This is a genomic window from Streptomyces sp. NPDC001868, from assembly GCF_040297125.1.
Classification (GTDB): domain Bacteria; phylum Actinomycetota; class Actinomycetes; order Streptomycetales; family Streptomycetaceae; genus Streptomyces.
Genome location: NZ_JBEOYO010000003.1, coordinates 270,904 through 283,998, shown reverse-complemented (window position 1 = coordinate 283,998; position 13,095 = coordinate 270,904). Strand labels below are relative to the sequence as shown.

The 13,095-nt window shown below is 71.0% G+C and carries 12 protein-coding genes; 8 read left to right on the top strand and 4 right to left on the bottom strand.

Features of this window, described 5'->3' with window-relative positions; translation table 11 throughout:
* Positions 1–26: 26 nt before the first annotated feature.
* The 3 genes from ABT147_RS05965 to ABT147_RS05955 are packed head-to-tail and all read right to left on the bottom strand — an operon-like array spanning position 27 to position 3,220.
* Positions 27–932, bottom strand: a complete 906-nt coding sequence (locus tag ABT147_RS05965; RefSeq protein ID WP_351402934.1) for a carbohydrate ABC transporter permease — start codon at positions 930–932, stop codon at positions 27–29.
* A 9-nt stretch (positions 933–941) separates the two neighbouring features.
* Positions 942–1,859: a carbohydrate ABC transporter permease gene (locus ABT147_RS05960; RefSeq protein WP_502983031.1), complete on the bottom strand. Its 918-nt coding sequence runs from the start codon at positions 1,857–1,859 to the stop codon at positions 942–944.
* Entirely contained in the window at positions 1,856–3,220 is a 1,365-nt protein-coding gene (locus ABT147_RS05955) for an ABC transporter substrate-binding protein (protein WP_351402933.1), read from the bottom strand. Before ABT147_RS05955 ends, ABT147_RS05960 begins: the two co-directional genes overlap by 4 nt.
* Positions 3,221–3,399: 179 nt before the next feature.
* Here ABT147_RS05955 and ABT147_RS05950 point away from each other — a divergent pair, with 179 nt between their 5' ends.
* From ABT147_RS05950 to ABT147_RS05930, 5 genes are all read left to right on the top strand, one after another.
* Positions 3,400–4,464 carry a LacI family DNA-binding transcriptional regulator gene (locus ABT147_RS05950; RefSeq protein WP_351402932.1) on the top strand — a complete coding sequence of 355 codons (1,065 nt, stop codon included), beginning with the start codon at positions 3,400–3,402 and terminating at the stop codon, positions 4,462–4,464.
* A 167-nt stretch (positions 4,465–4,631) separates the two neighbouring features.
* Positions 4,632–5,978 carry a glycoside hydrolase family 10 protein gene (locus ABT147_RS05945; protein WP_351402931.1) on the top strand — a complete coding sequence of 449 codons (1,347 nt, stop codon included), beginning with the start codon at positions 4,632–4,634 and terminating at the stop codon, positions 5,976–5,978.
* Between the two features lie 148 nt (positions 5,979–6,126).
* Positions 6,127–7,140: an LCP family protein gene (locus ABT147_RS05940; protein WP_351403031.1), complete on the top strand. Its 1,014-nt coding sequence runs from the start codon at positions 6,127–6,129 to the stop codon at positions 7,138–7,140.
* 138 nt (positions 7,141–7,278) lie between these two features.
* Positions 7,279–7,635 (top strand): YciI family protein, encoded by a 357-nt coding sequence (locus ABT147_RS05935; RefSeq protein WP_351403030.1) that lies wholly within the window; start codon positions 7,279–7,281, stop codon positions 7,633–7,635.
* Between the two features lie 43 nt (positions 7,636–7,678).
* Positions 7,679–8,977 carry an RNA polymerase sigma factor gene (locus ABT147_RS05930; RefSeq protein ID WP_351402930.1) on the top strand — a complete coding sequence of 433 codons (1,299 nt, stop codon included), beginning with the start codon at positions 7,679–7,681 and terminating at the stop codon, positions 8,975–8,977.
* A gap of 218 nt (positions 8,978–9,195) precedes the next feature.
* On the opposite strand, the gene ABT147_RS05925 is transcribed toward ABT147_RS05930, so the two are convergent.
* Positions 9,196–10,392: a class I SAM-dependent methyltransferase gene (locus ABT147_RS05925; RefSeq protein ID WP_351402929.1), complete on the bottom strand. Its 1,197-nt coding sequence runs from the start codon at positions 10,390–10,392 to the stop codon at positions 9,196–9,198.
* Positions 10,393–10,502: 110 nt separating this feature from the next.
* Here ABT147_RS05925 and ABT147_RS05920 point away from each other — a divergent pair, with 110 nt between their 5' ends.
* The 3 genes from ABT147_RS05920 (at position 10,503) to groES (ending at position 13,004) form a co-directional block, all read left to right on the top strand.
* Complete coding sequence (locus tag ABT147_RS05920) at positions 10,503–11,585, top strand: polysaccharide deacetylase family protein (protein ID WP_502983030.1); 1,083 nt, start codon at positions 10,503–10,505, stop codon at positions 11,583–11,585.
* 125 nt (positions 11,586–11,710) lie between these two features.
* A complete protein-coding gene (locus ABT147_RS05915; protein ID WP_351402926.1) occupies positions 11,711–12,505 on the top strand; it encodes a polysaccharide deacetylase family protein in 795 nt (264 codons plus the stop codon).
* A 190-nt stretch (positions 12,506–12,695) separates the two neighbouring features.
* Positions 12,696–13,004, top strand: a complete 309-nt coding sequence (groES, locus tag ABT147_RS05910) for a co-chaperone GroES (RefSeq protein WP_003998759.1) — start codon at positions 12,696–12,698, stop codon at positions 13,002–13,004.
* Positions 13,005–13,095 lie beyond the last annotated feature (91 nt).

Below are 13,095 nucleotides of genomic sequence, written 5' to 3'. Positions count from 1 at the left end.
AGCCGTGCGGGCTGGGGACATCGATGTCACTTTCCGCCCACGCCCATCAACCCGCCCACCAGCGCCCGCCGCGCCACCAGATACACGGCGAAGATCGGGATACCGGAGAGGACGACCGAGGCGAGCAGGGCGGGGATGTTGACGCCGAACTGACTGACGTAGTTGAAGAGCCCGAGGGTGAGAACCCGGGGTTCGTCGGACTGGGTGAAGATCAGCGGGAAGAGGAAGCCGTTCCAGGCCTGGAGCGCCGAGTAGATGACGACCGTGCTGATGCCGCCCTTGGCCAGCGGGATCGTCAGCTGGAAGAGCATCCGCAGGGGCGAGGCGCCGTCCAGGGCCATCGCCTCGTACAGGTCCTCCGACACGTCCCGCAGGGTGCCCACCAGGACCAGGACCGAGACCGGCATCGCGAAGGCCGCCGTCGGGAGGATGACGGCCAGGAGGGTGTCGTAGAGGTCGAGTTTCGCGATCAGGAGGTAGAGGGGGACCACCACTGCCTGCGCCGGGATCGCCACGCCCAGGAGGAACAGACGGAAGGCGGCGTTCGACCAGCGGTCGCGGGTGCGGACGGCCACGTAGGCGAGGGGGATGGAGAGGGCCAGGACGATCCCGACGACCGAGACCGCGACGATCGCCGTGTTGCTCAGTAGATGGCCGAAGCCGCTGGTCAGGACGGTGTTGTAGTTGTCGAGGGTCGGGTCCGTGGGGGGCTTGAGGGGGTTCCCCGTCAGGGCCTTGTCCGCGCCCGTGAGGGACGCCGACAGCATCGCGTAGATCGGGACCAGGACGATGACCAGCCAGAGGAACGCGCCGAGGCCCGCGATCGGGTTGGCGCGCCTCGTCCAGTGGCGTCGGCGGCGGCCGTTCTCCACGGGCGGGCTCCCGTCCGGCCGGCGGGTCTTCGTGGGGCGCGCCAACGTGTCGTGTGACATCTCGTGCCGTCACATCCCTTCGCGGGTGCTGCGCATCGTGTTGAAGCCGGTCAGCCGGACCAGGACGAGCGAGAGGCCCGTCGCGGCGATGACCAGGAAGGACGCGATGGCGCTGGCGTAGCCGAAGTCGTACGTCTTGAAGCCCGCCTCGTACATCAGGTACGGCAGGATCGCGGTGTCCGTGCCCGGGCCGCCCTTGGTGAGGATCAGGACCGTCTCGAAGTACGTCAGTGAGCCGACGACCATCAGGACCGTGGACGTGGTGATGGTGTGGCGCAGCTGCGGGAGCGTGATCGAGAAGAACTGGCGGTAGCGGCCGGCGCCGTCGATGGCGGCGGCCTGGTAGAGGACGTCGGGGATCTGACGGGCCCCGCCCTGGTAGATCAGGGTGTGGAAGGGGATGAACTGCCAGCCGCCGACGAAGACGATCGCCAGGAACGCGCCGCTCTGCGAGCCCAGGGTGTCCCGCTGGATGATGCCGAAGTTCGGGTCCAGGAGGGCGTAGAAGAGGATCGCGATGGCGGTGGAGGAGAGCAGGAACGGGACGAAGAAGACCGCGGAGAGGATCGCGCGGTTGCGCTGCCGGCCCGCCGCCCAGACGCCGAGGAGCAGAGCGATGACCGTCTGGAAGACCCAGCTGGCGACCGTGAGGACGACGGTCAGCCACAGGGACTGGGTCATCCGGGGGTCGTCGAGGAGCTTCTGCCAGTTGTCGAGGCCCACCGGGCGCGGGTCGCCGAGGCCGTCCCAGCTGGTGAAGGAGAGATAGAGGGCCAGGGCCATCGGGACGACCGCGAAGAAGGTGAAGAAGAGGACGCCGGGGAGGGCCCAGGCGGCGTGCGGACGGCCGACCCTGTTCGCGTGGTGCGCCGACCGTTTCTCCAGCCGCTTCCCCGCCGTCGGGGCCTTCTCGACCGTGACGGTCACTTCAGCCCCTTGCAGGCCGTCACGAACTCGCTCGGTGAGGACTGGCCCGCGAACAGCTTGCCTATCTCCGTGTGCATCTTGGTGCCGAGGCCGTCGCCGAGCGCCTGGTCCCAGGAGAGGGTGAAGGCGGGGGCCTTCTGCACCATGTCGTACTGGAACTTCGCGTACTCGGGGTTGGGCGAGGAGGAGAGGAGATCGGCCGCGTTCGAGGTGGTCGGGACGTCGCCGTTGTCGATGAGGGCCTGCGCGTACGCCTGCGACGCGCAGTCCTTGAGGAAGCCGATCGCCAGGTCCTTGTTCTTCGTACGGGCGTTGACGGACCAGTAGTTGGTGGGGTTGCCGACGACATTGCGGACGTCGCCCGTGCCGCCCTCGACCGTCGGGAAGGGGGCCCAGCCCAGGTTGCTCTTGGCGAAGTCGGGGAACTTGCCGAGCTGGGTGGAGTACTCCCAGGAGCCCATCAGGTGCATGGCCGCCTTGCCGCGCGCGAAGACCGCGGGGGCGCCGCCGTTGACGTACGACACCGAGGTGAACTTGGAGCCGAAGGCACCGTCGTCGATGAGCTCCTTGACCAGCTCGGCGGCCTTGAGGACGGTGGGGTCGCCCCAGCCCTCGGCGTCGCCGTCCTGGATGCGCTTGAAGACCTCGGGGCCGCCGATCCGGTCGACCAGGTACTCCAGCCACATCAGCTCGGGCCAGACGTCGGAGCCGCCGAGGGCGAAGGGGGTGATCTTCGCCTTCTTCAGCTTGGCGTTGTTGTCGAGGAGCTGGTCCCAGGTGGTGGGCGGCTGGAGCTTGTGCTCGGCGAAGACGGCCTTGTTGTAGAAGAGGATCACCGGCTGCATACCGCGCATCGGGATGCCGTAGTGGCGGCCCTTGAGATCACCGGAGGCGAGGACCGAGGGCAGGAAGCCGCTCTTGAGGACCGGGTCGCCCTCGATGACATCGGTGAGGTCGACGAGCTTGCCCGCCTCCTCGTACGGCTTGATGGAGCCGCCGCCCCAGTTGAAGAAGACGTCCGGGGCGCTGGGGGAGCCCATGGCCGTGCGGAGCTTGGGGGAGTAGTCGGAGCCGGGGACCTTCTGCAGCTTGACGGTGCCGCCGGCCTTCTTCGCGGCGGCCGACTTGTTGTACCGGTCGACGCCCGCCTGCTGGACCTTCACCGCGTCGTCGCCGTACACGAACGCGGTGATCGTCTTCCCGTCCCCGCCGCCCGCCCCACCGCCGGAGCCGCAGGCGGTGAGCCCGGTGCCGAGGCCCGCGGTGACCAACGAGGCGGAACCGGCACCGAGGAACCAGCGCCTGCTGAACGGCCTGCCGCCCGCGCTCTTGCCGGTGACCTGGCCTCTACTCGACTCCATGACAGCACCCTTCGCGAATGTTCGGACGTGCGAATGTCTCGACTGATGTGCGGGCGTGCGAATGTCTACGACTGGATGTGCGGGCGTGCGAATGTTTCGGGTGGCGCTTCGAATGTTCCGGGAACGTATGGCCGTCGAAAGGGTTCGTCAAGAGGTCGCGCAGGGATACGATCCCGCTCATGAAGCCCGCGAAGCCAGAGGAAACCCAGACAAGAGCGCGTGCGTCCCAGTCCACGCAGACCGCGACGCTCGCCGAGATCGCCCGCCAGGCCGGCGTCTCGGCTCCGACTGTTTCGAAGGTGCTCAACGGCCGCGCGGACGTCGCCCCCGCGACCCGCACCCGCGTCGAGGACCTGCTGCGCGAGTACGGCTACCGCCGCCGGCGCGCCGAGGCGACCAGGTCCCCCCTCATCGACCTGGTCTTCCACGAGTTGGAGAGCGCCTGGGCGATGGAGGTCATCCGGGGGGTGGAGAACATCGCGCGGGAGGAGGGGCTGAGCGTCGTCCTGTCCGAGAGCGCGGGGCGGCTCACCCCCGGCCGTACCTGGGCCGACCAGGTCGCGGCCCGCCGCCCGCACGGCGTCGTCCTCGTCCTGTCCGGGCTCGACGAGTCCCAGCGCGCCCTGCTGACCAGCCGCTCCATCCCCTTCGTGGTGATGGACCCGGCGGGCGACCCCGGCGACGACGTGCCCTCGATCGGCGCCACCAACTGGCAGGGCGGCCTCGCCGCCACCCGGCACCTGGTCGAGCTGGGCCACCGGCGGATCGGCGCCATCAGCGGACCCTCACGGATGATGTGCAGCCGCGCCCGGGTCGACGGCTACCGGGCCGCGCTGGAGACCGCCGGGCTGCCGGTCGCCGCCGATCTGATCAAGGCCGGGGACTTCCACCACGAGACCGGCTACCGGCTGGGCCTCGATCTGCTGCGCCGCCCCGACCGCCCCACCGCCGTCTTCGCCGGCAACGACCTCCAGGCGCTCGGCCTGTACGAGGCCGCCCGCGAACTGGGCCTGCGCATCCCGGAGGACCTCAGCGTGGTCGGCTTCGACGACCTGCCGGTGGCCCGCTGGGTGGGGCCCCCGCTGTCGACGGTACGCCAGCCCCTGATGGAGATGGCCGAGGCGGCGGCCCGGCTGGTCCTGGACCTCGGCCGCCGCCAGGACGGGGGCCCTTCGGCGGCGACGCGGGTGGAGCTGGCGACGAGTCTGGTGGTGCGGAGCAGCACGGGGCCGGCGCCCCTTTAGGGGCGCGGGGAACCGCGCGATCAGCCACGACGAACGGGTCGGTCGGCCACGAACCGATCCCGGCAGACGCGTGTCCGGAAGTTGATGTATTGACGGCTGACGCAACCCCCTCCACACTCCTCCGAAGTCAATCGGTTGCACCACCGAAACTTTCGGAGGCACCCGCAATGAGACCCTCCCTGAGTACCCTGCTCACCGGCGCGGTGGCCCTCACCGCCCTCCTCCTCGCGGCCCCCACCGCCCACGCCGCCGACCCACCCCTCCGCGACCTCGCCGCCACCAAGGGCAAGGCGATCGGCACCGCGGTCACCGGCTCGAAACTCACCGGCACCTACGGCGACATCGCGGCCCGCGAGTTCAACTGGCTCACCCCCGGCAACGCCATGAAGTGGGGCTCCGTCGAGCCCACCCGGGGCAACTTCGACTGGGCCGAGGCCGACCGGATCGTCGACTTCGCCGAGGCCCACGACCAGGACGTACGCGGCCACACCCTGGTCTGGCACAGCCAGAACCCGAGCTGGCTGACGAACGGCACCTGGACACCGGCCCAGCTCAGCCAGCTGATGAACGACCACATCGCGCTGGAGGTCGGCCGCTACAAGGGCCGCCTGGCCGCCTGGGACGTGGTGAACGAACCCTTCAACGAGGACGGCACCTACCGCCAGACCCTCTGGTACAACGGCCTCGGCACCGACTACATCGCCCAGGCCCTCACCGCCGCCCGCGCCGCCGACCCGGCCGCCAAGCTCTACATCAACGACTACAACGTCGAGGGCGTCAACGCGAAGAGCACCGCCCTCTACAACCTGGTCCGGGACCTCAAGGCACGCGGCGTCCCGATCGACGGGGTCGGCCTCCAGGCCCATCTGATCCTCGGCCAGGTCCCCGCCACCCTCCAGCAGAACATCCAGCGCTTCGCCGACCTGGGCGTTGACGTCGCCATCACGGAACTCGACATCCGGATACAACTCCCCGCCACGGCGGCCAAGTTGGCTCAGCAGCGCACCGAGTACGACGCCGTGGTGAAAGCCTGTGTGGCCGTGACCCGCTGCACCGGCGTCACCGTCTGGGGCTTCACCGACTCCGACTCCTGGATCCCGGACACCTTCCCGGGGCAGGGCGCGGCCACCCCGTACGACGAGAACTACGCGCCGAAACCCGCGTACCACGGCATCGTGACGGCGCTCGGCGGCACGGTGACCGAGCCACCGGTCCCGACCGGCTGCTCGGCTGCGTACAGCGTCGCCAACCAGTGGAACACCGGCTTCACCGGCAACGTCACGATCAGCTGCGCCGCCGGGTCCTCGCTCTCCTCCTGGCGGGTCACCTGGACGTTCGGGGCCGGGCAGCAGCTCGGGCAGGCCTGGAACGCGACCTGCGCCCAGACCGGTGCGGCCGTCAGCTGTGCCAACGCCTCCTGGAACGGCGGTGTGCCGAGCGGCGGTTCGGTGAGCTTCGGTTTCAACGGCACCTGGAGCGGCGGCAATCCGGTGCCCGTGGTGACGCTGGGCTGAGAAGTCTGAGAATTTCCGAAGGAATTCCGACAGGAGGTTCTGTCCGTAACAATTCGGACGTAAGTTCCTGTGCGTGAATGGTGGAGAAAGCGCGTACCGGGATGGCGGCGAGGGTGAGGACGAGGACGCGGGCAGACGGCGGCGCTGGATGAGGATCGCCGGATGCTCCCTCGCCGGCGCTCTCGTCCTCGGCGCCGGCGGTGCGGGCTGGGCGTTCTGGCGGCTGAACGACAACATCACGAGCGTCGACATCAACAGCGCCCTGGGCGACAACCGCCCCGCGAAAGTCCAGTCCTCGGCGGACCCCTACGCGTCCGGCGGCGCCGCGTCGGCCGCCGCCTCGCCGCCGCCGAGCGGCGCGCTGAACATCCTCGTCCTCGGCTCCGACTCCCGCAGCGGCAAGGAGAACGCCGAACTCGGCGGCGGAGGCGAGGGCTCGGGCGCCCGTTCGGACACGGCGATGGTCGTCCACCTCGACGAGGGCCGCACGGAGGCGACGGTCGTCAGCATCCCCCGGGACACCCTGGTCACCCGCCCGTCCTGCCCGCTGGAGTCGGGCGGTTCGACGGCGGTGGCGTACAACGTGATGTTCAACAGCGCGTACGCGGTCGGCGGCCCGGTCTGCGCGGTCAAGACCGTCGAGTCGATGACGGACGTCCGCATGGACCACTACATCGAGATCGACTTCTCCGGTTTCGCGAAGCTCGTCGACGCGCTCGGCGGTGTCACGGTCACGACGGACGAGGACATCGACGACGAGGACAGCCATCTGACCCTGGAGGCCGGAACCCATCACCTGGACGGCGAGAAGGCCCTCGCCCTCGCCCGCACCCGTCACGGCATCGGTGACGGCAGCGACCTCGGCCGCATCGGCCTCCAGCAGAAGCTGGTCAAGTCCCTGCTGGACCAGATCTCCTCGACCGACCTGCTCACCCACCCCGCCCAGCTCTACCGCGCCGCCGACGCCGTCACCGGCAGCCTCACCACCGACACCGGCCTCGACTCGCTGAGCGAGCTGGTGACCCTCGGCGAGAGCCTGCGGAACCTGTCGTCGGCCGACACGAGGACGGTGATGATGCCGGTGGTCACGGCCCCCTACGACCGCAACCGGGTCGTCGCGGACGAGCCGGAGGCGAAGGAGCTGTGGGAGTCGCTGAAGTAGCGGCGAAACAGTCCTTGGGGAGAGCGGCGAAAGAGATCTTCGAGAAATCCGGCGGCCGTGTCGATCCGGGGTGCGGTCGTTCGACGCATGGGTGAGAGTCGGGGACAGGCCCCGCTCGCCGACGCATTGGGAGTCACCATGCCGCGCTATCTGTCACTGGTCCAGATCGACGAGAAGACCGCCCCCGCCGAGGGCCCCAGCCCCGAGCTGATGCAGCGGATGGGGGAACTGCTGGAGGAGATCACCAAGGCGGGGGTCATGCTCGACACCGCCGGACTGACGCCGTCCGCGCAGGGGGCGCGGGTGCACTGGGACGGCGGGAAGGTCTCCGTCACGGACGGGCCGTTCACCGAGTCCAAGGAGGTCGTCGGCGGCTACGCGCTGATGCAGTGCAAGGACATGGCCGAGGCGATCGAGTGGACCAAGCGGTTCGTGAAGGTGCACGGGGAGGAGTGGACCGTCACCTGTGAGGTGCGGGAGATCATGGAGGGCTGAGCCCGCTTGGCGGGGCCGTCCGCCGGGTGTCTGATGGTGGGCTGTGACCCCACAGCCCACCGCACACCCGAACGCGGCCGTCGAGACCGTCTTCCGCCTGGAGTCGCCCCGGCTCATCGCCGGGGTCGCGCGGATCGTGCGGGACGTCGGGATCGCGGAGGAACTGGCTCAGGACGCGCTGGTCGCGGCGCTGGAGCAGTGGCCCCGGGACGGAGTGCCCGACAATCCGGGCGCCTGGCTCATGGCCACGGCCAAGCACCGGGCCATCGACCTCGTACGCCGCCGGGAGCGGTACGCGCGCAAGCTCGCGGAGGTGGGGCGGGATCTGAAGGCGGCGGGGCCGTATCTCGACCGGCCGTCCGACCCGGACGACATCGACGACGACCTGCTCCGCCTCGTCTTCACGGCCTGCCACCCCGTGCTCTCCGCCGAGGCCCGCATCGCCCTCACCCTCCGCCTCCTCGGTGGTCTGACCACGCCCGAGATCGCCCGCGCCTTCCTGACCCCCGAGGCGACGCTCGCCCAGCGCATCGTCCGCGCCAAGCGCACGCTCGCGACGAAGAACGTCGCCTTCGAAGTGCCGTACGGCCCCGACCGCGAGGCCCGCCTCGACTCCGTGCTCGAAGTCATCTACCTGATCTTCAACGAGGGGTACGCGGCCACCGCCGGCGACGACCTGCTGCGTCCCGCCCTGTGCGAGGACGCCCTCCGGCTCGCCCGTGTGCTGGCCCAGTTGATGCCCAAGGAACCCGAGGTGCACGGCCTGGTGGCCCTGCTGGAGCTCCAGGAGTCACGGGCCGCCACCCGCACCGGCCCGACCGGCGAACCCGTCCTGCTGAAGGACCAGGACCGCCGCCGCTGGAACCGCCTCCTCATCGCCCGTGGCTTCACCGCCCTCGGCCGCGCCACCGCCTGCGCGACGGGCGCCCCGGGCCCGTACGCCCTCCAGGCCGCCATCGCCGCGTGCCACGCCCAGGCATACGCGTACGAGGAGACCGACTGGAGCCGGATCGCCACCCTCTACGCCCTGCTGGCCGCCCGCACCCCGTCCCCCGTGGTCGAACTGAACCGCGCGGTCGCCGTCTCCATGGCCGAGGGCCCGGGCCCCGCCCTGGAGATCGTGGACACCCTCGCCACCGAACCCGCCCTGCGCGACTACCACTTGCTGCCGAGCGTCCGCGGCGACCTGCTGCGCCGACTGGGCCGTACGGCCGAGGCCCGCGCCGAGTTCGAACGGGCGGCGGGCCTTGCGCGAAACGAGCGGGAGCGGGCGATGCTGCGCGCACGGGCGGAGGAGGCCGGCGAGGGAAGCGGGGGAAGCGGGGGGAACGAAGGCGACTGAGGGCCGTGAGGACACTGCCGTCGGTCGGCTGTGGCGCCGTCGTGGCCGATCGCGCAGTTCCCCGCGCCCCTGACGGGGCGCTGTCCTCCGACCGTGCTCCGACCGCACCCCTGAAGGGGCGGCGGAGCCGCCGCCTTTCAGGGGCGCGGGGAACTGCGCGGCCGGCCACGACGGCGCCGCACCCGAACGACACGCCGGCAAGAACCCCCGCCGCCCTCTCAGACAGGGCGCCCGATCAACATCGTCGGCGCCCCCGCGACCCGCGTCAGAAAAACCGTCGCCGAGCCACGCCCCTGCGGCTTGACCTTCTTGCGCAACTCCTCCGGCTCGACGGCCGACCCCCGCTTCTTCACGGTCAGGATGCCGACCCCCCGCTCCCGCAGCAGCGCCTTCAACTTCTTGACGTTGAACGGGAGTTGGTCGGTGATCTCGTAGGCGGTGGCGTACGGGGTGACGTGGTGCTCGTCGGCGGTGACGTAGGCGATCGTGGGGTCGATCAGCCCGCCCGCCAGGTCCTCGGCGACCTCGGCGACGAGATGGGCGCGGATGACGGCGCCGTCGGGCTCGTACAGATACCGGCCGACCGGGCGGACCGGGGGGTCGGGCAGCATGGTGGCGGGGGAGGCCCCGAGGCCGGCCCCCGAGGGCAGCAGCATCGCCCGCCGTGACCCCGGAGTGCCGTTCGGGCGGAACCAGAGCACGGCCTCCTTCACGTCCCCGCCGTCCGAGATCCACTCGGCCTCGGCCTCCGGCGGGATCGCCTCGTGCGGGATTCCGGGCGCGATCTTCAGGGCGCCGAGCTGGGCCTTGAGCGCGGCCGAAACGGCCCAGGACAGGGGCGGGGAGTAGGCCTCCGGGTCGAAGATCCGGCCGCGTTTGGAGGAACGCCGGGCCGGGTCGACGAACACCGCGTCGTACCCGGCCGTGTCCACCTCCGTCACATCCGCCTCGCGCACCTCGATCAGCCCGGCGAGGCCGAGCGCGTCGGCGTTGGCGCGGGCCACCGCCACCGTCAGCGGGTCGTGGTCGACGGCCAGGACGCGGATGCCGGCTCGCGCGAACGCGATCGCGTCCCCGCCGATCCCGCAGCACAGGTCGGCGACCGACCGTACGCCCAGCGCGTGGAAGCACTCGGCGCGGTACGTCGCCACGGTCGTCCGCGTCGACTGCTCGACCCCGTTGGGCGTGAAGAACATCCGCCCCGCGTCCGCCGCCCCGAACTTCGCCGCCGCCCGCTGCCGCAGCCGGGCCTGTGCCAGCGCCGCCGTGACCAGTTCCGCCGGGTGGTCGCGGCGCAGCCGGGTCGCCACGGCCAGCTCCCGCGCCGGTTCGGTGTCGCGCACCTCGTCGAGGAGGGCACGCCCCTCGGGGGTGAGGAGGGGGGTGAGGAAGGCGGCGGGGTCCAGGTCGTTCACCGGGCCATTGTCGGTCAGGGGGCGGGGGTGTGGGCCACTCGGTGGATGGTCGGGGGCCGGTGGCGGTGTCGGGGCGGTGTGACGGGGTCGTCCTGCGAGGATGCGGCGCCATGCGACTTGTACGACAAAATGATGTAAAGAGCGCGAAGCGGGCGGGTTTCTGGAGTGGAGGAGGGAGTGGGAGATCGAGGGGGAGGGGGCGAGGGAGAGGGTGGGGCCGGGGGAGCGGTGGTGTCCGGGGCGGGGTCGCAGTGCTCGCCGCCGCGGTCATCGTGTCCGGGTGCGCCGGGGGTGCCGGCGGCGGTGCCGAGGGGACGTCGGAGAGGGGCTCCGCCGAGGGGCGGGGGACCGCGGGGCCGGCCCACGGCCAGGAGCGCGGCCAGGAGCGCGGCCAGGAGCGCGGCGGGCGGCCCGCCGACGCGTCCGGCGCCCGTGCCCTCGACCGGTCCGCCGCCAACTCGCGCCCGGCGCACGCCGCGCGGGTCGCCGCCGCGAAGCGCTGGGGGCTGGCCGAGGTGCCCCTGCTCGCGCCCGCGCCTCCGGCGAAGAAGCCGGCGCTCAGGACGCGTGCCGGATTCGAGGTCGACGGCCACGAGGAGGACGGGCTCCCCCCGGTCTTCACCACCGTCCCCACCCGCCACAAGGTTGTCTTCCTCACCATCGACGACGGCGCCGAGAAGGACCCCGCGTTCCTGCGGATGATGAGCGAGCTGAGGGTCCCGTACACCGCCTTCCTCAGCGACTACCTGGTCAAGGAGGACTACGGCTACTTCGCGCGGATGCGGGACCGTGGCGTCGTCCTCAACAACCACACCCTCAACCACCGCCATCTGCCCTCCCTCTCGTACGAGGCCCAGAAGCGCGAGATCTGCGGCATGCAGGACGTGATCGAGAAGCGGTACGGCAAGCGGCCCGCCCTCTTCCGGCCGCCGTACGGGAACTACGACCGGGACACCCTCCGCGCCGCCAAGGCCTGCGGCATCGAGGCCGTCCCCCTGTGGAACGAGGAGGTCTTCGTCGATCGCTGGGACCACCGCGAAGCGGACCGCGCACTGCGCCCCGGCGACATCGTCCTCAGCCACTTCCGGGGCGAGTCCGACTGGAACGGCACCATGCCCGACATGATCCGCCGCTTCCTGAACCTGGTCACCGCCGAGGGCTACGCGGTGGCGAGGCTGGAGGACTACCTGTGAGGGCCCCCGGGGGCCGCCGGGCGCGCGGAGACGGAGAGGGGGGAGCGCGGTCGGGGCGCGGGGCGCGGCGCGGCGCACGCCGCAGGGCGCGTGGGCCGGCGGCCCGTACACCGGCGGCCCGCGCCTTGGCCGCCCTCGCCGCGCTCGCGGCCCTCGCCGTGCTGCCCGTCGCCGGATGCGCCACCGAGCGCGCGGAGCGGGCCCGCCCCGCCGGCGGCACCGACCGCGCCCTGCCCCCGGCCCCGCACCGCCGCTGGGGCCTGGCCGCCCCCCTCGCCCCCGCGCCCAGGGCCCCCGACCGGCCGCCCGCGCCCCGGGGAGCCGGGCCCGGACTGCCGCCCGTCGTCGACCGCGTCCCCACCCGCGACAAGGTCGTCTTCCTGACCTACGACGACGGGGCCGAGAAGGACCCCCGGTTCGTCGACATGGTGCGTGAACTGCGGCTGCCGGTGAGCATGTTCCTGACGGACAGTGTGGTGGGGCCGGGGTACGGCCACTTCGCGCGGCTGCGGGCGGTCGGCGCGACCGTACAGAACCACACGCTCGACCACACCGCCCTGCGCGGACTGCCGTACGCAGGACAGCGCGCCGAGATCTGCGGCCAGCAGGACAAGCTGAAACAGCGCTTCGGCATCCGGCCGACCCTCTTCCGGCCGCCCTACGGCGTCTACGACACCACCACGCTCCGCGCCGCCGCCGACTGCGGCATCTCGGCCGTCGTCCTGTGGCGCGCGTCCATGCGGATCGACGACCTCCACCACACCGTCGGCGACCGCCTCCGCCCCGGCGACATCGTCCTGGCCTACTTCCAGGGCCCGGACCAGCTGAAGGGCGCGACCCTCACGGAGACGACGGCACGGCTGCTGCGCAGGGTCCAGGAACAGGGCCTGACAGTGGGCCGTCTGGAGGACTATCTCTGACGTCCACCCCCCGCGGAATTAGCAGTCCGCTTGACCGAGTGCTAATCGCGGTCATAGTCTCAGGTCTGGCACTCCCCCCTGGAGAGTGCCAACTAGCGACGGGCAGGTCCGGCACCCGCGACGACGGATCCACCTGGTCGCCACCTCAGACAGTTAACCCCGTGAGATCTCCGAAGGGGGAGGTCGGATCGTGACGACCACCAGCTCCAAGGTTGCCATCAAGCCGCTCGAGGACCGCATCGTGGTCCAGCCGCTCGACGCCGAGCAGACCACGGCCTCTGGCCTGGTCATCCCGGACACCGCCAAGGAGAAGCCCCAGGAGGGCGTCGTCCTGGCCGTGGGCCCGGGCCGCTTCGAGAACGGCGAGCGGCTTCCGCTCGACGTGAAGACCGGCGACATCGTGCTGTACAGCAAGTACGGCGGCACCGAGGTGAAGTACAACGGCGAGGAGTACCTCGTCCTCTCGGCCCGCGACGTGCTCGCGATCATCGAGAAGTAATCACCTCAAGCACATTCTGCTTGTGAGCTGCGCCCCTGGCCCCCGCGACCTTATGAAGCCGGGCGTTAGGGGCGCAGTTCGTTTCACCCAC